The organism is Corallococcus exercitus (assembly GCF_003611585.1).
Lineage (GTDB): Bacteria > Myxococcota > Myxococcia > Myxococcales > Myxococcaceae > Corallococcus > Corallococcus exercitus.
This window is the reverse complement of record NZ_RAVW01000038.1, coordinates 14131-35120: the sequence shown is the minus strand read 5'-3', so window position 1 is coordinate 35120 and position 20990 is coordinate 14131. Positions and strand designations below refer to the sequence as shown.

Here is a 20990-nt window from a genome sequence, read left to right as displayed (position 1 = left end):
CCTCGGGAACTCCCGAAGACAGCGGCCGCACCGGGCTCGACGCGGCCAGCGTCCGTCGCGGCTTCTTCGAACACGTGCGGTATTCGCGCGGCAAGAACCCGGAGACGGCCACTCCGCATGACCGTTTCATGGCCCTGTCCCTGGCCGTCCGCGACCGCCTCACGGACCGCTGGGTGAAGACGGCGCGCACCTACTACGAGCAGGACGTCAAGCGCGCCTATTACCTCTCCGCGGAGTACCTGTTGGGTCGGGCGCTGGGCAACAACCTGCTCAACCTCAACATGTACGACGCCGCGGCCGCCGCCATGCAGGAAGTCGGCGTGGACCTGACGCAGCTCTTGGAGATGGAGCCGGACGCGGGCCTGGGCAACGGCGGCCTGGGCCGGCTGGCGGCGTGCTTCCTGGATTCGCTGGCCACCCTGGGCTACCCGGGCATGGGCTACGGCATCCGCTACGAGTTCGGCATCTTCTCCCAGGACCTGGTGGAGGGACACCAGGTGGAGCGCGCGGACGAGTGGCTGAAGTTCGGCAACCCGTGGGAGATCGTCCGGCCGGAGAAGGCGGTGCCGGTGCGCTTCTTCGGGCGCGTGGAGCACCACCAGGGTCCGGATGGCCGGCCCGTGGCGCGCTGGGTGGGCGGCAAGACCGTGATTGGCGTGCCGTACGACACACCCATCGCGGGCTACGGCAACAACACCGTCAACACGCTGCGGCTGTGGCAGGCGCGCGCGAGCGCCGAGTTCGACCTGCTGCTGTTCAACGCGGGCGACTACGAGCGGTCGGTGGTGGAGAAGAACGACTCGGAGGTCATCTCCAAGGTCCTCTACCCCAACGACGCGTTCCAGGCGGGCAAGGAGCTGCGCCTCAAGCAGCAGTATTTCTTCGTGGCGTGCTCCATCGCGGACATCGTCCGGCGCTACCTGAAGAACCACAACGACTTCCGTGACTTCAGCCGGAAGTGCGCCATCCAGCTCAACGACACGCACCCGGCCATTGGTGTGGCGGAGCTGATGCGCGTGCTGGTGGACGAGAAGCGCCTGCTCTGGGACGAGGCCTGGTCCATCACCCAGGAGACGTTCGGCTACACCAACCACACGCTCCTGGCGGAGGCCATGGAGCGCTGGCCGGTGTCGCTGTTCGAGCGCCTCTTGCCCCGTCACCTCGAAATCATCTTCGAGATCAACCAGCGCTTCATGCGCCAGGTGCAGATCCGCTACCCGTTCGACGTGGAGAAGCAGCAGCGGATGAGCCTGGTGGAGGAGGGCCCGGAGAAGAAGATCCGCATGGCCCACCTGGCCGTCGTGGGCAGCCACAGCATCAACGGCGTGGCCGCGCTGCACACGGACCTCCTGCGCCGGGACGTGCTGCCGGACTTCGCGCAGATGTACCCGGAGCGCTTCAACAACAAGACCAACGGCGTGACGCCTCGCCGGTGGCTGGCGTGGTGCAACCCGCGCCTGTCCAAGCTCATCACCAGCCGCATCGGCGAGGGCTGGGCCACGGACCTGGACCAGCTGCAGAAGCTGGAGCCGTTCGCGGAGGACCCGGAGTTCCGCAAGGCCTTCCGCGAGGTGAAGCGCGCCAACAAGGAGGAGCTGGCCCAGCACGTGCGCGACCTGCGCTGGGTGCAGCTCAACCCGGACGCCATCTTCGACGTGCAGATCAAGCGCCTGCACGAGTACAAGCGGCAGCTGCTGGACGCCGTCCACATCGTGGCGCTGTGGATGAAGGCGCGGCGCGACCCGGCGAGCGTCATCACGCCGCGCGCGTTCCTCTTCGGCGCGAAAGCGGCGCCGGGCTACCACCTGGCGAAGCTGACCATCCGGCTCATCAACGGCATCGCGGAGGTGGTCAACAGCGACGCGGGCGCCACGGGGTTGCAGGTGGTGTTCCTGCCCAACTACCGCGTGAGCCTGGCGGAGCGCATCATCCCCGCGGCGGACGTGTCCGAGCAGATCTCCACGGCGGGCTGGGAGGCCTCCGGCACGGGCAACATGAAGCTGATGCTCAACGGCGCGCTGACGCTGGGCACGCTGGACGGCGCCAACGTCGAAATCCGGGACGCGGTGGGCGACGAGAACTTCTTCCTCTTCGGGCTCACGGCGGATGAGGTCATCGCGCGCAAGAAGGCCGGCTACCGGCCGCGCGAGGTGTACGAGGCCAACACGGAGCTGCGCGAGGCGTTGGACCTCATCCGCTCCGGCTTCTTCTCCCCGGAGGACCGCAACCTCTTCCAGCCGCTGGTGGACAGCCTGCTCAACGAGGACCGCTACCTCGTGCTGGCGGACTTCGCGTCCTACGCGGCGAAGCAGGAGGACGTGGCGCGCGCCTACAGGGATCAGGAGTCCTGGACGAAGAAGTGCATCATCAACGTCGCCCGCGCGGGCATCTTCTCCTCCGACCGCACCATCAAGCAGTACGCGGAGGAGATCTGGAAGGTGCAGCGGACGGACGTGGAGTGACGCACGCGCCATGAGCACCGGCCCCTCACCGTCCGCGGACAGTGCCCCCGCCAGCCGCGAGCAATTGGAGCGGTGGGTGCTGGACTTCACCGACGCGTTCAACCGCGACGACCTGGACGCGGTGATGGGCTGGTTCCACCCGGACGCCGTCTACGAGACGTATGACGGCGTCCACTGCCGGGGGCTGGAGGCCATCCGCGCCGCCTTCGCCCCGCAGTTCCGGGGCGACTTCGGGCGCATCCGCTTCCTCACCGAGGACATGGTGGTGGACGTCCCCGCGGGCAAGGTGGTGCTGCGCTGGCGGTGCCAGCACGACCTGTCCGGCCCGGGCGCGCTCAAGCCCTGGCTGTACCGGCTGCTGTATGGCCGGGACTTCGGCTGGTACGGGCTGGACGTGCTGCACTGGGAGAACGGCCGCCTGCGCGAGAAGCGGACCTACGCGCAGGCGGGGCTCCCGAAGGTGCGGCGCGGGCGGGCGTGAGGCTCCGGCCCGCGCCGGGGCCTACGCGGCCTTGTTGAGCCAGGCCTCGTAGGCGCGGAAGTCGTAGTCGCGGCCGAGGAACTGGTGCACCAGTCGGGCGGCGTCGTCGGAACCGCCCGGCTCCAGCACCGCGCGGCGGTAGGCCTGCGCGGGCTCCGGGTTGAGCAGGCCCTTCGTCTGGAACACCGTGAAGAGGTCCTTCGCGATGACGAGCGACCACATGTACGTGTAGTAGTTGGACGAGTACCCGTCCAGGTGCCCGAAGGTGAGGTGGAAGTACGTGCCCTCCAGGTACGGGAAGGGGATGTACTGGCCCTGCAGCTCGCGCACGAGCGCGGTGGCGTCCAGGTTCTTCGGGTCGCGCCGGTACAGCTCCAGGCTGAGCGCCGCGTAGAACATCTGCTGGCGCACGAAGAGGCCCTTGCCGAACTCGTCCGCGGCGAGCATGCGCTCCACCAGCTCCGCGGGCAGCGCTTCGCCCGTCTGGTAGTGCTTCGCGAAGGTCTGGAGGCACGTCACGTCGCGCGCCCACTCCTCCAGCATCTGCGACGGGGCCTCCACGAAGTCCCACTCCGTGCGCACGCCGGACAGGCCCGCCCACTGCGTGTGGCCGCCGAAGATGTGGTGCAAGAGGTGGCCGAACTCGTGGAAGAACGTCTCCACGTCGCCGTGCTGCATGAGCGCGGGCTCTGTTCCGGGCTTGGGGAAGTTGCAGATGAGCGCGCCTTCCGGAAGCCGCCGCCCCGCCTTGCCGCTGGTCAGCGTGAACTGGGCCGCGTGCTTGTACTTGTCCGCGCGCGGGTGCATGTCCAGGAAGAAGCGGCCCTTGAGCGTCTGGCCTTCATAGACGTCGTAGGCCTCCACGTCCGGGTGCCATACGGGCACGTCCTTCACCGGCTTGTAGGTGACGCCGAAGAGGCGCGCGGTGAGCTCCAGCACGCCCTGCTTCACGCGCGTGTATTCGAAGTAGGGGCGCACCGTCTGCGAGTCGAAGGCGTACTGCTCCGCCTTCACGCGGTCATCCAGGTAGCCGGAGTCCCACGGGTTCACCTTGTCGGCCTTCGGGTCGTCCTTGCGCTTGCGCTCCAGGAGCACCGCGTAGTCGCGCTTCATGCGCTCTTCCGACGCGTCGGCGATCTTCCGGATGAAGGTGCTCGCGGCGTCCGCGGTGCGCACCATCTTGTCCTCGGTGGCGTAGGCGGCCCAGTGCGGGTAGCCCAGGAGCGTGGCCAGTTCGTGGCGCTTCTGGACCAGCTTCTGGAGCACGTCCACGTTGGCGGGGTAGCCGCGCTGGCGGTTGGCGCGCCAGAGCTCCTCGCGGGCCTTGCCGTCGCGCGCGTAGGTGAGGAAGGGCACCAGGTCCGGGTAGTCCGTGGAGATGCGCACCTGGCCGTCCTCGCCGGGGGCGTGCGCGCGCACGTAGTCCTGCGGCAGGCCGTCCAGCGCGGCCGGGGGCAGGGCCACCTTGCGGGTGTCCTGGCTGATGTTGCGGCTGAACTCCTGGCCAATGCGGACCAGCTCCTCCTGGAGCGCCTTCACCTTCGCGCGGGTGGCGTCGTCGCGGTCCACGCCGGCGCGGCGGAAGTCGCGCAGCACCTTCTCCATCCACTTGCGCGTGGCGGCGTCCTGCTGGGACAGGTCCACGCGCGCCAGGACGTCGTAGACGCCCCGGTCCATGCGGATGTCGTTGGCCAGGTTCTCGATGGCCTGCTCGGCGTTCTCCGCGGCCTCGCGCAGGGCGGCCTCCGGGTGCGTGTGGCGCACGACGCTGGCGCGCGCGGCGGCGTCATCGAGCGCGGCGGAGGACTCGTCGAACAGCTCCAGCACCTCCCTGGGAGGCGTGGAGGCGGGCAGCGTCTTCAGGCGCGCGATGCCGTCGCGGGCCTTGGCCAGGGCCTCCTCGCTCGCGCGGCGGAACTCCTCCGGCGGGCAGGTGACATGGCGGGCGGCGTCGGGGACCAGGGGCTCGGACACGGGAAGGGCTCCTCTCAAGCCGTGGGTGTGCGGCGAAGGGCCCAAAGCTAATGCGCCCCGCACGCCCTGGCAGCATCCGTGTGGCCCGGGGCAAGCGGTTGCCGGGCAGTGGACGCCCTCCCCTGCCCCGTCCGTCGGGCGGCGGACGGGCGGGCCTCCGGCAGTCCTCCCCCGCCGGCACGGGGGGAGGAGGTCACCGGAACTCGATCGTCACCTCGTTGAGGTAGACCCGCACTCCATTCAGCTCGTTTGCCGACACGGACAGCGTCTTGGTGCCCGGTGTGGTGGCCCGCACCTCCACGCGGTTGCGGCCCTGGTTGTCCGTGAGGCTCTTTTCCTGCAAGAGGGTGAAGCCCTCGCCGGAGCCCACCTGCACGTTGACGGCGCGTCCGGACAGCGGCGTGGCGTCCTCGTTGCGCAGCGTGACCGTGACGACCAGGGTGTCCTGACCATTCGCCATCAACGGCTCCGTGCTCGGGGAGAGCTCCACCGAGCATTGCGACGGGGCCACCAGGGTGGAGGGAGCCTCCGGGTCCTCTCCACAGCCCACCGGGAATCCCAGGGCCAGCAGCCCCACCACCAGACACCGGGACAGTGCGCGACGCGAAGACATGGGTATTCCTTCCCAGACAGCCCGCGCCCGGAGTGGGCATGCGGCGGGCGGAGTCTGTCATGGGCATGGATGCGCCAGGAACGGCGGAAGGCCGCCCCGGCGTGAGTGCCGGAGGCGGCCTTCCTGGGACTACGGGGGTGAGACAGGAGCGTCAGTAGAACTCGAGCGGGCTTGAGGCGTTCTGCGGCTCCCTGTTCGTACGGGTCACGAAATCCACCGAGTTGTTGTCTGAGTCATAGGCGTTGCCCCGCGAGGCATCCGCGCCCCCAAGCCCCAGGGTCGTGGAGGTGGAGGTCGACACGGCCTTGCGCTCGATGCTGCCGCTGGTGGAGGGCTGCACTGGAGCCGGCGAGCCTTCCGGAAGGGTGCGGCCTGTTCCGTAGGACAGCGTGTCCGCGACCCCTGTGGTGGTAGTGGGAACCAGCGTTGAAGTCGGGTCTCCCAGCCGGATGTTGCCCCCGCCTTGGGCCAGGTCCACACCGCCGCTCCAGACCGCATCCACCGCGATGGACGGATAGCTGGTGCTGAAGCGGCTGCTCGCGAACAGGAAATACCCATGCGCCTTGATGACCTTCCTAGGCGTGGTGGTCGCCACGGTCGCCGCGAGGGTGTAGTCCGTCGAGCTACCACCTGCTGAGCGATACATCAGCTTCCAGCCCGTCAGGTCGATGTCCGTGTTGGTCGGATTGTAGATCTCAATGAAATCATCCGTCGTGTTCGCCGCGCTCGCGGTGGAGACCTCGCTGATGACCACGTGGTTCGTCAGCGGAGCCTTCACCACCGTCACGGAGCCGTAGGTGCCCGCGGGCGGGACCGTCTTGCCGTTCTGATCGCAGTACACCCACGGTTCCCCCGCGTCGGTGAACCGGTAGCGGAAGCCGTAGCGGTACGTGCCAGCCGTGGGAATCTGCAGCGTCGCCTTCATCTCGTCGTTGTTCGAGCTTGGCGTGGTGAAGCCCGGGTTGAAGTCCGCCGGCTTCCACGTCCAGCCCGCCGGGTTGGTGGCGTCCGTGCCGTAGCCCAACTGCGCCTCGATGCGCGGATAGAAGTCGTTGCCCTTCTGGTTCCGCGTCGTGACGTCGTAGCTGTAGAACTGGCTGAAGATGTCGTAGCTGTCGGTGGTGAAGATGCTCGCCGGGTAGCTGCCGTCAGGGGACGGGAACGTCTTCGGGTACTGGATGGCGCAGTAATTGAGCGGCTTCTCCACGTTCAGCCCGCAGTCATCATTGGCTTGGCCGGGCGTGCCCCGGTCCCCGCCAGACAGGCTGCCGCTGGAGTCACACCAGTACCAGGCCTGCGCGCTGCCCTTCGTCCCCACGATGCTGGACGCGAGGCTCATGGCTCGGCCCGTCGTCTGCGGGAACGCGCTCGTGTACGTGAGGCTGTCCACCGTCACCGCGCCCTGCTTGAGGGTGATGGAGCCGGTGCTGTCCAGGGAGATGTCCGTGCCCCAGGCGTGGTTCGCTGCCACGCCGCCGTTGTTGGCGAAGTTGGCGTTCTGCGCGAGCACCGTGCGGCCCCCGGCCGGCACCAGCAGCGCGTGGCCGTGGTTCACCGTGATGGGCGTGGACGTGCCCGCGCCGTTCACCAGGTTCACCACCAGGCCGTTGGCATCCAGCAGCTTCGACGTGGTGTTGGTCAGCTCCAGGTACTCGGTGGTGCCCGCGGACGGTGAGTGCATCACCTCCGAGATGACCAGCTCGCCCGCGCCCGGGTGGGGCGCCGTGGTGCACGCGCCCGCGTAGCAGACCGCGTCCGCGCCAGGGCAGGCCTGGAGGGTCGTCTCGCCGTCCTGGCAGGTCGGCGCGCCGTTCTGCACCACGCACACCGACGCGTAGACCTCCAGCGACGTGCCGTCCTCCGCGCACTGGGACGCGGGCGGCGTGCACACGTAGCCGCTGCACGGGTCGGTGGTGGCGGTGCTCGCGGTGGCCAGCGCGCTGGCGTTGTCCGCGCCGTCGAAGGTCTTCAGCGCGAAGTGGTACGTCGTGCCCTCCGTCAGGCCGGTGACGGTGAAGGACTCCGCCGTGCCCGCCGTCTGGGGTGCGCCCACGCCCGTCACGAGCGTGGCCGAGTCGAAGGTGGCATCGGTGATGGCGGACGTGGCGTAGCGCAGCTCGTAGCGCGCGGCCGTGCCCAGCACGCCGTCATCACCCGGAGCCTGCCAGTCCAGCCGGATGCTGGCGCCGTCCACCGCCGTCGCGCTGAAGCCCGTAGCGGCGGCCGGCGCCTGCGTGTCGGAGATGATCAGGTCCGAGGACGTGATGTCCTGGAAGCCGTCCGCGCTCGCCTGGAGCTGGTACGTGCCCTCGTCATTGACGCTGAGGCCGCTGAAGGTGGCCACGCCATCCACGGTGGTGCGCGTGGGAAGGCCCTGGGCGAAGGTGCCGCCCACCAGCGCCAGCTGCACGTCCGCCGACGCGCCGGTGACGGTGTTGCCGAAGGAGTCCTGCACGGCCACCTGGATGTCCGCGAGCGACTGCCTCACCGAGCCCGTCGCGGGCGCGGAGGCGAGGGTCAACTGGACCGGGAGCGCCGGGACGATGTTGAAGGTGTGCGAGGCCCGGAGCGAGGAGTTCGCGACGTCCTCCGCGACGACCTCCTGCCCCCCGGCGGTGCGCAGCTCCACGTTGAAGGTGTGCCGGCCCTCGTCCAGCAGGGTGAACGTGTAGGCGCCGGGCAGCACCGCCTGCGCGTCCGTGGAGGAGAACGTCACCGTGGACGCGTACTCCTTCGCCACGTTGCCGTAGGCGTCACGCGCCACCAGTTCAAGGCTTATCAACCGACCCGCGGCGACGGGGCCATCGTACCCGAGGGCCTCGAAGGACGCGGCCGTGCTGGCGCGCACGTCGGCGTCCACCGTCGCGGTGAGGGCCGGGGTGACGGTGTCCGTGGCGGTGAGGGACTGCGTGCCCGCCGTCTTGAACACGAGGCCGGAGACGGTCTTCGCGCCCTGGTCCGCCGACGCGAAGACCGCGTCCGGAGGCAACACCGCCTGCGCGTCCGAGGACGTGAAGTGCACCGTGCCAGCGTAGTCCTTGAGGAGGTTGCCGAAGGCATCCGTCACGGACACGGTCACGTCGTTCTCGTCGCCCGCGTCGACCGGGTCCGCGAAGGTCGACAGCACGAGCTTCGCCGCGGCACCGGCGCCCACCGTGAAGGTCTCGCTCACCTTCGTGAGCGCACCCGCCGTGGCGGTGAACGTGAACGTGCCCGCCGTGTCCACGCGCAGGCCGGTGAAGGTCGCCACGCCATCCACCGCCGCCACCGGCACCGCCGTGAAGCCCGGCTGGCCGGTGAGGGTCAGCGTCACCACGGTGGTGGCCGTGGGGACGACGTCGCCCCGCGCGTCCAGCAGCGCCACCTTCACCGCCGCGAGCGCCGAGCCCGCGTTGCCGTTCGACGGCTGCACCGAGAACGCCAGCTGCGTCACCTGCGGATCCGCCGTGGACACCGCCAGGCTGTCCGACCGCGAGGAGTTGCCATGCGCGTCCGTGGCCTTCAGCGCCACGTGGTACGTCTTGCCCGCCGCGAGGCCGGAGAGGGTCGCGGACTGCACCGTGCCCGGAGGCACCGGGGCGCCGACGGTCACCGGCGTCGCCGCGTTGAAGGCCGCGTCCGTGGTGATGGCGGTCGTGGAGTAGCGCAGTTCCTGCGACGCCAGCTGCCCCTGCGCGCCGTCATCCCCCACACCCGTCCACTGCACGGTGAGGCCCGTCTCCGTGGCCCCGGTCTGCGTCAGCACCGGCTTCGCGGGCGCCACGTCGTCCACCACCTGCACGTCCGCGCTGTTCGCGTTCTGCAACCCCGGCGCGGAGGCCACCAGGTGCGTGGTGCCATGGCCCGCGATGCTCACCCCCGTGAACGTCGCCACGCCGTCCACCGGCGCCGCGGTCACGGTCCCCGACAGCGCGAAGGCCCCCGCCGGCAGCGACAGCGTCACCGAAGGCCCGGTCACCGGCGCCGTGTTTCCGAAGGCGTCCTGGAGCGTCACCTTCACGGTCCCCACGGAAGCGCGGGTCGAAACGGGCGTGGCCGGCTGCTGCGTGAAGGCCAGCTTCGAGGCCGAAGCGGCGGACACGACCACGGGAGACTCGAAGGAGAAGGCGCCTGCGCTGTCCGCGACCGTCATGAGCTGACGCCCGGCCGTGCGGAAGGTGATGCCCTGGAACTTGAACTTGCCCGCGTCCGCGGTGGTGAACGTGTGGGAGGGCAGCGTCGCGGCCGCGTCCGAGGACGTCAGCGTCACCGTGCCCGTGTAGTCGGTCACCGTGTTGGCATACGCGTCCGCGAGCGTGATCTCCTGGTCCTGCGGCACGCCCGCCGTGGCGGTATCCAGGGAGTGGTCCACCCCCAGCGCCGCCACCGGACCGGGCGCCACCTTGAAGAAGGTGCTCGCGGCCGGCTCGAAGCCCGGCGCGTTCGCGATGAAGTGGTAGCCCCCGCCCGCCTTCTTCAGCACCACGTCCGGGAAGGTCGCGACGCCATTCACCGCCGCCACCGTCACCAGCCCCTCCGGGAACACGATGCCGCCGGAGCCCAGCGACAGCGTCACCTCCGCCGTGCTGTCCGTCACCACCGCGCCAGCGCCGTCGCGCACCTCCACCACCAGGAGCTTGAGCGGCTCGCCCGCCACGCCGTCCGGCAGCGCCGAGCGGAACGCCAGCGTCTTCACGGTGTTGACGGCGGCGAACTCCACCGTGGCCGTCGCGGTGAGCTGCACCATCTTGCCCGTGTCGTCCTTCACGGACGCCTTCACCGTCTTCACGCCCGGCACCGTGGACGCCACCCACGCCTGAGCCGTGCCGGTGGTGTCCGTGGCCTCCGCGGGCTGCACGACGGAGGCGCCCTCCCCCTCCACCGTCACCGTCACCGCGCGCCCGGACAGCCGCGAGCCGTCCGCCTTGCGCAGCGCCGTCACCGTGACGACCGCCACGTCCTGGCCGTTCGCGAGCACCCCCGTGGGCCGGTCCACCGCCACCGTCGAGGCCGCCGCGTCCACCACGGCTTCCACCTCGGGCGGAGGCTTCGGGGTGGTTCCGGAATCATTGCAGCCAAGCGACAGGCCCAGACACAGCACGCTCAACCCCAGACAGCGGGCGAGCACAGCAATCCGTGGGGACATGGATGTCTCCGTCCAGCGAGCAGCCCCGCGCGGCAGCGAATGCTTCACGCGGGGTTGCATTGCCTTCTAGCAGACATTCCCCGGCCCCCGCTAAGCAGGGCCGGAACTTTGCACACCAACTGGAATCAGCCGTTCATCGCCTGGAGGAGCGCGGCGCCGCCCAGGAGGGACTGGCCGCCGTCGCACACCATGATGGCGCCGGTGATGAAGGACGCGGCGTCGGAGGACAGGAAGAGGGCCAGGCGGGCGATGTCGTCCGGGGTGCCGAAGCGCTGGAGCGGCAGGGCCTCCGCGAGCTTCTGGCGCGAGCCCTCCGAGGGGGCCAGGCGGCTCATGCCCTCCGTGCCCTCGATGGGGCCCGGGGTGATGGCGTTGATGCGCACGCCCGCGCCGCCCCACTCGATGGCGAGCACGCGGGTGAGCATGTCCACGCCGGCCTTGGCGGCGCACACGTGGGCCTGCATGGCCATGGGCAGGTAGGCCTGGGGCGCGGAGATGTTGATGACGGAGGCGCCCGGCTTGCGCAGGTGTTCGAAGGCGGCGCGGGACACGTTGAAGGTGCCCAGCACGTCGATGTCCATCACCGCCTTGAAGCCGTTGGAGGACATGCCCAGCGCGGGCGCGGGGAAGTTGCCGGCGGCGCCGCACACCAGCACGTCGATTTCCCCGTACGCGTCCTTCACCTGCTGCAACGCCTTCTCCACGGACGCGTAGTCGCGCACGTCGGCGGCCACGCCCATCGCGGTGCCGTGGGCCTGGAGGCCCTTCACCGCGCCCTCCAGCTTCTCCACGTTGCGGCCGTTGATGGCCACCTTCGCGCCCGCCTTCACGAACGCGGTCGCGATGCCGAGGTTGATGCCGCTGCTGCCGCCGGAGACGAACGCCGTCTTGCCCTTGAGCAGCCCGTCCTTGAACACGCTGTCCGCCATGGAGTCGCTCCCTTTCGCTGTCAGCCGAACTCCACGACCTTCTGCCCGAAGAGGCGGTCCACCGCGAGGAGCAAATCGTCGTTCACCTGCACCTTGAGGGTGGTGCCGGAGATGTGCGCCTCCGCTTCCCCTGGGAACAGCACGCTCACCGCCACCGGCGTCGCGCCCGCGTACTTCTTCGCCAGCTCGTTGAGCTTGGCCAGCCGCTCCTCCGTGACGACGTCCGCGGGCAGGCGCAGCTCCAGGCGCTTGGTGCGCTTCTCACGCACGGCCTTGAGGCTCTGGATGTCCTCGACGATGAGCTCCGCGGTGGGCGTGTTCTCATCGCGCTGCGAAATCTGCACGGTGCCGGTGACGAGGATGGGGTCGTCCGACTTGAGCAGGTGCTCCCAGTGCTCGTATCCCGGCTTGGGGCCCTGCTTGGACCACTTGCCGTCCTTGCCCATCACGTTGCGCGTGCCGTCCTTGCCCGGGAAGCACACCAGCTCTGTGGAGCCGGACAGGTCCTCGATGGTGACCCACGCCATGCGCTTGCCCGTCTTCGTGGGGCGCTCGCGCAGCACGGTGATGATGCCCGCCACGGTGAGCTTCTCGTCGCGGCGCGCGCGCTGCACGGCGGTGATGGGCCGCGCGTAGCGCTTGAGCTCCTTCTCGTACTGGTACAGCGGGTGGCCGGACACGTAGAAGCCGATGGCCTCCTTCTCGTAGGCCAGGCGCTCCTTCTCCGGCCACTCCTCCACCTGCGCGTAGTCGTCCTTGAGGCCGGTGCCGGCGGACGCGGGGCCCGTGAGCATGCCGAACAGCGAGCTCTGCCCCGCGGCCTTGTCCTTCTGGCTGGAGGAGCCGCGGTTCATCGCGCGCTCGATCGTTTCGAACAGCTGCGCGCGGGGGCGCTTCTCGAAGTCGAAGGCGCCCGCCTTCACCAGCGCTTCCAGCACCTTGCGGTTGACGCGGCGGCCGTCCACGCGCTCGCAGAAGTCGAAGAGGCTCTTGAAGGGGCCTTCCTTGCGCGCCTCCAGGATGGACTCGATGGCGCCCTCGCCCACGCCCTTGATGGCGCCCAGGCCGAAGCGGATCTTCCCCTCCACCGCGCCGAAGGCCATGTCGGACTGGTTCACGTCCGGCGGCAGCACCTGCGTGCCCGACTCGCGGGCCTCGCCGATGTGCTTCACCACCTTGTCGGTGTTGTCCTTCTCGCTGGTGAGAAGGGCGGCCATGAATTCGCACGGGTAGTGGGCCTTGAGCCACGCCGTGTGGATGGTGACCAGGCCGTACGCCGCGGAGTGGCTCTTGTTGAAGCCGTACTCGGCGAACTTCTCCATCAGGTCGAAGATTTCGCCCGCGACCTTCAGGTCCACGTTGTTGGTCTTGCAGCCCTCCAGGAAGCCGGCCCGCTCGGCCTGCATGACCTCGGCCTTCTTCTTGCCCATCGCGCGGCGAAGGAGGTCCGCGCGGCCCAGGGTGTAGCCTCCCAGCACCTGGGAGATCTGCATCACCTGTTCCTGGTAGACGATGACGCCGTAGGTGTCCTTGAGCACCGGCTCCAGGTTGGGGTGCGGGTAGGCCACCTTCTCCCGGCCGTGCTTGCGGTTGATGAAGACGTCCACCATGCCGGAGTCCAGCGGACCCGGGCGGTAGAGCGCGCCCGCGGCGATGACGTCTTCGAAGCAGGTGGGCTTCAGCTTCATCACCATTTCGGTGAAGCCGCTGGACTCCATCTGGAAGACGCCGGCGGTGTCGCCCTCCGCCATCAACTGCCACATCTTCTCGTCGTGAAGCGGGATCTCGTGCCGCTTGATGTCCTTGCCGTGGTTGCGGTTCACCAGGTCCAGCGCGTGCTGGATGACGGTGAGCGTCTTCAGACCCAGGAAGTCGAACTTCACCAGGCCCGCGGCCTCCACCTCGTCCTTGGCGAACTGGGTGATGAGGATCTTCTCACCCGGCGGCTGGTAGACGGGCACGAACTCCCAGAGCGGCTTGTCCGCGATGACCACGCCCGCGGCGTGCATGCCGGGCTGGCGGTGCAGGCCCTCCAGCGCGAGCGCGATTTCGAGCACGTCCTTGGTGGTGACGGGGTTGCCCTCCACCTCGCCGATGTTCTGGGGCTTTTCGATCATCTCCTTGAGGCGAGGCTCCATCTCGATGGCCTCCTTCAAGGTGATGTTGAGGACCTCGGGCACCAGCTTGGCGATGCGGTCGCCTTCGCTGAAGGGCAGGCCGAAGACGCGGCACACGTCGCGCAGCACGCTCTTGGCCTTGAGCGAGCCGAACGTGATGATCTGCCCCACGTTCATCTCGCCGTACTTGCGGCCCACGTACTTGATGACCTCGTCGCGCCGGTCCTGGCAGAAGTCGATATCGAAGTCCGGCATCGACACGCGCTCCGGGTTGAGGAAGCGCTCGAAGAGGAGGTTGTACGGGATGGGGTCCAGGTCGGTGATGCGCAGCGCGTAGGCGACGAGCGAACCGGCGCCGGAGCCACGGCCCGGGCCCACCGGGATGTTGTGGTCCTTGGCCCAGTTGATGAAGTCCTGGACGATGAGGAAGTAGCCGCTGAAGCCCATGCGCTGGATGACGCCCAGCTCCAGCGTGAGGCGCGCCTGGTACTGCTCGCGGTCGATGGGGTACTGGCCCTCCAGCTCCTTGAAGCGCTGGCGCAGGCCCTCGTAGGCCAGCTCCGACATGAAGGTGTCCGGCGTGTGGCCGTCCGGCACCTTGAACGTGGGGAGCATGGGCTTGCCCAGCTTCAGCTCCACGTTGCACATCTCCGCGATGCGCATGCTGTTGTGCACGGCCTCCGGCGAGTCCGCGAAGAAGCCGAGCATCTCCTCCGGGCTGGTGACGTAGAGCTTGTCGGTGGAGTGGCGCAGGCGCTTGTTGTCCGCCAGCGTCTTGCCGCTGGCGATGCACATGAGCAGCTCGTGCGCCTTGGCGTCCTCGCGTTTGATGTAGTGCGCGTCCGCGGTGGCGACGAGCGGGATGTCCAGGTCGCGCGACAGCTGCTTCAGGTTCTCGTTGGCCTTGTCCTGCTCGACCATGCCGTTGGACTGGACTTCCAGGTAGAAGCTGTCGGGCTCGAAGATGCCCTTGTACTCGGCGGCCACGCGGCGGGCGTTGTCCATGTCGCCGCGGAAGCACGCGCTGGTCACTTCACCGCCCAGGCACGCGGTGAGGCCGACGAGCCCCTTGCTGTGCTCCGCGAGCACCTGCTTGTCGATGCGCGGGTGGTAGTAGAACCCGTTCATGTACGCGGTGGAGGACAGGTAGCGCAGGTTCGCGTAGCCCTCCGCGTTCTTGGCCAGGAGGATGAGGTGGTGGGCCACCTTCTCCGAGCGGTCCTCGCGCCCCTTGGGCCCCGCGACGTACGCCTCCAGCCCGAGGATGGGCTTGATGCCGGCGTCCTTCGCCTTCTTGTAGAAGTCGATGGTGCCGAACATGTTGCCGTGGTCCGTCACGGCCACGCTCGACATGCCCTTCTCCTTCACCGTCTTGATGAGGTCCTTCATCCGGATGGCCCCATCCAGCAGCGAATAGAGGGTGTGGAGGTGAAGGTGGGTAAAGGACATGGGCGTTCCGGCTCCCGGGTGAAGAAAGAGGCGCCTGAACACTAGAGCCCGCAACCCCTGCTCGCCAGTCCAGTGACAGGGCCAGGAGAAAGAAGCGGGACGCGGGTGTGCGGGGCCCGGAAAACCGGCCTGGGAGACACCCGGAGCGGAATTCCGGCCCCCCGTCCGTCCGGGCGTGGGCACTCCCTCCGGGCGTGGGGTGGCCGCCGTGGGATTCGTGACCACGCTGCCCCAGGATGCCCGCCTTCGCCCGTACACCGCCGACGCTCGCCCGCGCCCTCCTGCTTGGCTGCCGGGCGGGCCTGCTTGTCTTCCTGGTGCTCTACACGCTCTGTGCCCTGCTGAACATGCAACTGGGTTACCAGGGGAACGAGAGCGGCATCGTCACGGAGTACGTCTGGAACACGTGGCGGAGCGTGGTGCTGTGGCAGGTGGCGCGGCTCATTGGCGCGTACTGCACGGTGGGGCTGGTGCTGGGGGCGCTGCTGGGAGCCGGCTTGTGGGCGGCGGAGCGGAGCCGGCGCGCGGTGTTCTGGCTGAGCGGCCTGGGGTGCCTGGTGGTGGAGGCGTTCCTGATGGCCGGGGACATGGCGAGGCATCCGCACCTGTACGCGGCGACGCTGTACGCGCGCTCGGAGGTGACGGCGGCGCTGCTGCGGGGCTTGAGTGGCACGCAGCCTTCGGGCTGGTACATGGCGGCGCTGGTGCTGCCGGTGTTGAGCGTGCTGGCGGTGGTGGGCCGGTGGTTGTCGGAGTCCACCCGCTGGCGTGGCGTGCTGGGCGGCGTGACGGCCGCGGCGGTGGTGGCGGGCTTCACGGGGCTGGGGCTGGCGCGGACGGCGGGCAGTGCGGAGGCCAGCGCTCCCGCGCGGCCGAACCTGCTCATCCTGGCGTCGGACGGGCTCCGGCCGGACCACCTGTCGGGCAACGGCTACTCGCGGGCCACGTCTCCGAACATCGACCGGCTGATGGGGGAAGGCACGCGCTTCAACGACACGGTGGTGCAGGTGCCTCGCACGGCGCCGTCGTGGACGACGCTGCTCACGTCGCAGTACGCGGGCGAGCATCCGGTGGTGCACACGCTGGTGGGACGCGAGGCGCGCGAGGCGAAGCTCACCACGCTGGCCACGGCGCTGGGAGCGCAGGGCTACCGCACGGCGGTGGTGGCGGACTACGCGGGGGACCACTTCTCGCGCTTCCCGTACGGCTTCCAGGTGGTGTCCGCGCCGGACTTCCGCTTCCCGGACCTGGTGCGGCAGCGGATGCTGATCACCCACGTGGCCCTGCTGCCGTGGACGGCGCTGGCGCCGGGGCTGTTCAAGGAACGGGGCGAGTTCCCGGAGCTGACGGACCCTGCCCCGCTGCGCACGCGGGTGCGGCACGTGCTGGATGGGATGCCGGAGAACGCGCCGTTCGCGCTGGTGGTGTTCGCGTCGTCCACGCACTTCCCCTACGCCGCGCCGTGGCCGCAGGAGGGACAGTACGTGGAGCACGGTTACCGGGGGCCCTGGCGCTTCGGGGCGACGCCTCGGATGGAGGTGGATCCGAACGCGCCCGCGACCACGCCGGAGGACGTCGCGGCGCTGGGGGCGAACTACGACGCGGCGGTGCGCACGTTCGATGGGCTCGTGGGGAGCGTGCGCTCGGACCTGGAGCGGCGGGGCCGGTGGGACGACACGCTGGTGGTCCTGCTGTCAGACCATGGCGAGCACCTGGAGGACGAGGGCCTGGGCCAGGGGCACGGTGACCACCTGTGGGGCAGCGCGGGGCTGCGCATCCCGTTCGCGGTGCGGCTGCCCGGGCAGGTGGCGTCAGGGCGGGAGGTGGCGCAGCGGGCGCGCTCGCTGGATGTGGCGCCCACGGTGCTGGACCTGCTGGGTGTGCCAGCGCCGGAGTCGTTCCGGGGGCGCTCGTTGGCGTCGCTGGCGAGGCCGGGCGCGGAGCCCAAGCCACTGCCGGATGTGCCCGCGCTGATTGAGACAGACGTGTGGTTCAGCGACCGGGATGGTCAGCCGTACCAGACGGTGCGCATGCCGTATCCGTGGCTGTATGAGATTGCGATGGTGGAAGGCGACACGGGGGAGATTGCCCTCAAGCCGGAGTGGGAAGGGCCGGTGCGCCGCGCGCGGCACCGGGGGATCTACCTGGGGCGGTGGAAGCTGTTGGAGCTGCCCACGCCGGACGGGGTGCGGGTGCAGCTCTTCGACACGGTGTCGGATCCTTCGGAGCTGCGCGACGTGGCCGGAGACCATCCGACCGTCGTGGCCACGCTGAGGGAGAAGCTGGCGGCGGAGCTGTCGGATGCGACGGGCGAGGCTCGCGGCGCCGTGGGCCCCTGACGCTCATGAGCCTGCGAGCACCGCCGGCTCTGGGGACTGGACCTCCATCCGCCGCAGCGCCATCACCGCTCCCACGAATGCCAGTGAGCACACCGCCAGCAGCGTCACGTGCACGGAGGTCGGAAACTCCGTGGTGGACGGTGCGTAGCGGGACAACAGGAACGACGTCAGGTTGTTGAAGACGTGGACGAAGATGGGCAGGCGCAGGCTTCCCGTGCGCTCCGCGAGCCAGCCCAGGAACAGCCCCATTCCCAGGGCCATGGGGCTGTGGATGGGGTCCAGGTGCATGAGGCCGAAGAGGGTCGCTGCTCCCGCGATGCCGGCCGTGCGTCCCCATCGCGCCACGAGGCGCGTCTGCACGTAGCCTCGGAAGAAGAGCTCCTCCGCCGTTCCCGCGACCAGCGAGCCGAAGAACAACAGCACCGCGAAGGTCACGACTGAACCCTGGCTCGTGGCCTGCAAACCCTTCAGCGACACCGCGTAATCCCATACGCCTGAGAGCACCGACAGGCTCTCCATGGCCTGCCCCACGACGAAGCAGCCCACCAGCGCGGCGACCCAGGCCCATGCGGGCAGCGGCGCTCCGGCTCGAACGCGCAGCCGGTCTTGCAGGGGGGTCGGCGACAACCAACCACCCAGGAGCGAGATCGTGAGCGCCAGGGTGCTGGACATCATCACACCCACGACGTGCAGCCAGGGCATGACCTTGAGCTTCTCCATCAGCGCCGCCATGGCTGCGCTGTCCCGGGTATCGATGCCGGTTTGCGAAATCTCGATGGTCGCCGCGATGCCGGCCACGATGGTGCTCGCGACGATGAGCGTCACCAGCAGGAGCACGAACGCGATGAATACCGACCACACGCGCGGGCGCAGCGTCTCGGGAGCTGGAGGACTGGCGGGAGTTGGCTCGGAAGGGAAATCCATGGCCTGCCATGATAGCCCGGGCAGGCCTTGGTTCGCGCCCTACGGTTGCTTCCGCACGCCGAGGGTGATGGACGTCATTCCTCCCGAAGGCTGAAGTGTGACACGGCCTGCGGAGAGGTCCTGCTCCTTGAGCTGATACAGGAGGACACCGGTGATGGTGTCATTGACGCTGACATCACTGTCCCAGACGCGGAAGGCCCAGGGCTCCGCGAGCAGACGAGCCGCCGTGGCGGTGCAGCCCCCCGAAGCCCACGCGGGCGTATAGCTCTCTACTTCCGGCGTGAAGGAGGACGCCGTCGCCCCCGGACACAGCATCTCCACGAAGACATCCGGCGCGGAGCCATCCGCATCCCAGGCCGTGCCGTTGTTGCTGGCCGTGATTTGAGCGGACGTGGGCTGGACGAACCAGACACCCGCCGGATCCGCACCACACGTCTGATCCGTCTTGCAGACCTGGGCCGTGTCGCACGCCTTGCACGCGGCCCCGGCCTTTCCACACGCGGAAGCGGTGTTTCCCGTCTGGCAGGTGTTGTTGAAACAGCAGCCCGTGCAGTTCGCCGAGGAGCACATCACCGGGGGCGTATTGTCCTCCCCCGGGTCGTCACCGCCGCCGCAACCCGCCAGGAACATTCCCGCGACCACTGCCAACATCCGATGAGTCTTCATGCCTGTGTGACGCCCCCAGAAGGTCGGTGTTCGGGCGCAGGATGTCCAGACGGACGTTGACTGTCTTTACCTCTTCCGGGGGATGGCGCATTCAATGCTCCAGGAAGAAACTCCCAGCAGGCGCGGAGGACGTGCGCGCGGCGCTTGAAGCAACGGCCAGGAGGAACGGATGAAGGAGAGGGCTCCGCGAGTAGACTGGACCGAGTTGTTCAGGAGGACGTCCGACATCGACGTATACGCCTGAGCGTACGTGGGTGGCCCTGGCACGAGGGCCAACCAAGGCCACGTGATGTTATGGTTCAAGACAGCCCACAGGGCCAGGCGCGGCCACGCACCTGATACGAGCGCGGCCTGAGCAGGAGTGCACCCCAAGGGAATCCAACGGCCTGTCCACCGGACGGCAGCGTCGTTCGGGCGGCCCCGTCAGCGGCCCTTCTTAGCCCCTATGTACCCCTCTCCCAAAACAGGGCTCATCTCCCTAACGCGTTGACGAATCATATATTTTGCACCAACTTTTAGGTTATGGACCTACTAAGATTCATATCCGCCGCACAACAAAGCCACTCGCCAGAAGAACTATGGAGCACACAAAAGCTTCTGCTGGAAGCCCACCGCCACATAGAGAAGATCATACGCAAACGACGAACTGTCAGTCTCCGGATCAAGAACGAAAAACTAAAATACAGCCGTTCTCCGACACGCTCAATCGATCGCATTCACCGCTTCGACAGCGTCATTAATTCGCTTGAACATTCTGAGGCACGCTGTCGCTCGACCCAGGCCGCACTGCGATATGTTGGCGACTCGCTCTGTCACCGCTTGGTTCCAGAGCATCATCTCAGCGCGCTCTCAAGGGGCCGCGCAGGCAGTGGCGTTGGATTCATCTTTGACAAGGACGGGCTTGAACTTGAACTCGAATGTGCCCAAGCAATCGTCGACCGCGGAAACTACGCCATCCTCGCCGATCTTACTCACTGCCTCACCATAGCCGACATTCTCTCAATCACCCCCAATGGAATGCATCTAATTGAATGCAAAAAGAGCAACTCGAAACAAAGCTCTCTCCCAAGACTCAACCGCCAAGACAAGAGGGCCAAAATCATCAGCGAGCTACTCACCAACGAGACAATCGATGTTTCTACAGCTCAAAGAGAAGAGCTAGGTCTGCACACCCTGCCAAGCCACTTTGTTGAGTCGAACAGATCCAACGACAAGTACCACATCTCCGATTTTATAGAGGCTTGCTCAGTCAGTGGCCTAAGAGCGAACGTCATTATCCCCGAACAGGGCCTCGCATACATCGCGTGCGCCGAAGGGGCATTTACTGGCGACATCGCCTCACGCATCCCTTGGGGCCACAGCGGTTCTCAACTGCTGTTTGGATGGCTCAACGAGCGCATCTCTGGGAGTCGCCCATACATTCCCACTCTATTGAATCTTGGCATTCCGGCTCCGCTGCTTAATGAAGTCCTGACGGACAGAATCGCATTCTTTACAATAATTGATGTCTCCACAATACAGACAGGCCTGCAGGCCCGCGGCGTTGAGGCTGGTCCGTTGCTAACGAGGGAAGATGGCTGCTGGTGGGATGTTACGACGCCAAAGACAAGGCTAACTGTCAAACTCAGTGCCCGCAGGCTGGAAGCAGTGTCATACGGACTGATGTCCCTTAGCAGTGCACTAGACATCATGGCGGAGTTGGTCTGCACATCGCTAGACGGACTGCTGTCCAAAGCCAAAGCGGAAGATCCAGTTTAGCTACAGCTTGGCAGCGACCCCAATCCAATCGTCGCCATCGCCCATTCACACACAAGAGCCTATTTCGACAGAGAAGAAGGCCAGCCACCTGTCGGGCTTAACTGCGTCTAACGAAAGTCAGGTCAGGGCTGACCGAGCACAATGGCCGTCCTC

General features: G+C 67.8%; 11 protein-coding genes. 4 read left to right on the top strand and 7 right to left on the bottom strand.

Annotation, left to right across the window (positions count from 1 at the left end; translation table 11 throughout):
• The coding region (locus D7W79_RS07700; protein ID WP_147441837.1) for a glycogen/starch/alpha-glucan phosphorylase at window positions 1-2462 on the top strand (2462 nt) is incomplete at its 5' end.
• 10 nt (window positions 2463-2472) lie between these two features.
• On the top strand, window positions 2473-2943 hold the full coding sequence (locus tag D7W79_RS07695; protein ID WP_120524687.1) for a YybH family protein: 471 nt from the start codon (window positions 2473-2475) through the stop codon (window positions 2941-2943).
• A 21-nt stretch (window positions 2944-2964) separates the two neighbouring features.
• On the opposite strand, the gene D7W79_RS07690 is transcribed toward D7W79_RS07695, so the two are convergent.
• The 5 genes from D7W79_RS07690 to dnaE form a co-directional block, all read right to left on the bottom strand.
• Window positions 2965-4917, bottom strand: a complete 1953-nt coding sequence (locus D7W79_RS07690) for a M3 family metallopeptidase (RefSeq protein ID WP_120524686.1) — start codon at window positions 4915-4917, stop codon at window positions 2965-2967.
• 193 nt (window positions 4918-5110) lie between these two features.
• A complete protein-coding gene (locus D7W79_RS07685; protein WP_120524685.1) occupies window positions 5111-5530 on the bottom strand; it encodes an Ig-like domain-containing protein in 420 nt (139 codons plus the stop codon).
• Between the two features lie 151 nt (window positions 5531-5681).
• Complete coding sequence (locus tag D7W79_RS07680) at window positions 5682-10655, bottom strand: lamin tail domain-containing protein (RefSeq protein WP_147441836.1); 4974 nt, start codon at window positions 10653-10655, stop codon at window positions 5682-5684.
• Between the two features lie 125 nt (window positions 10656-10780).
• On the bottom strand, window positions 10781-11584 hold the full coding sequence (locus D7W79_RS07675; protein WP_120524683.1) for an SDR family oxidoreductase: 804 nt from the start codon (window positions 11582-11584) through the stop codon (window positions 10781-10783).
• Between the two features lie 20 nt (window positions 11585-11604).
• Window positions 11605-15150, bottom strand: a complete 3546-nt coding sequence (gene dnaE / locus D7W79_RS07670) for a DNA polymerase III subunit alpha (RefSeq protein ID WP_120524682.1) — start codon at window positions 15148-15150, stop codon at window positions 11605-11607.
• A gap of 236 nt (window positions 15151-15386) precedes the next feature.
• Between dnaE and D7W79_RS07665 the strand changes: the two genes are divergently transcribed.
• Complete coding sequence (locus D7W79_RS07665) at window positions 15387-17489, top strand: sulfatase family protein (protein ID WP_120524681.1); 2103 nt, start codon at window positions 15387-15389, stop codon at window positions 17487-17489.
• A 3-nt stretch (window positions 17490-17492) separates the two neighbouring features.
• Here the strand turns inward: D7W79_RS07665 and D7W79_RS07660 are convergent, their stop codons facing one another.
• Both D7W79_RS07660 and D7W79_RS07655 read right to left on the bottom strand, forming a co-directional pair.
• A complete protein-coding gene (locus D7W79_RS07660; protein ID WP_120524680.1) occupies window positions 17493-18413 on the bottom strand; it encodes a CPBP family intramembrane glutamic endopeptidase in 921 nt (306 codons plus the stop codon).
• 39 nt (window positions 18414-18452) lie between these two features.
• Complete coding sequence (locus tag D7W79_RS07655) at window positions 18453-19064, bottom strand: hypothetical protein (RefSeq protein WP_120524679.1); 612 nt, start codon at window positions 19062-19064, stop codon at window positions 18453-18455.
• Window positions 19065-19601: 537 nt separating this feature from the next.
• Between D7W79_RS07655 and D7W79_RS43170 the strand changes: the two genes are divergently transcribed.
• Window positions 19602-20837 carry a hypothetical protein gene (locus D7W79_RS43170; protein WP_208729661.1) on the top strand — a complete coding sequence of 412 codons (1236 nt, stop codon included), beginning with the start codon at window positions 19602-19604 and terminating at the stop codon, window positions 20835-20837.
• The last annotated feature ends 153 nt before the right edge of the window (window positions 20838-20990 follow it).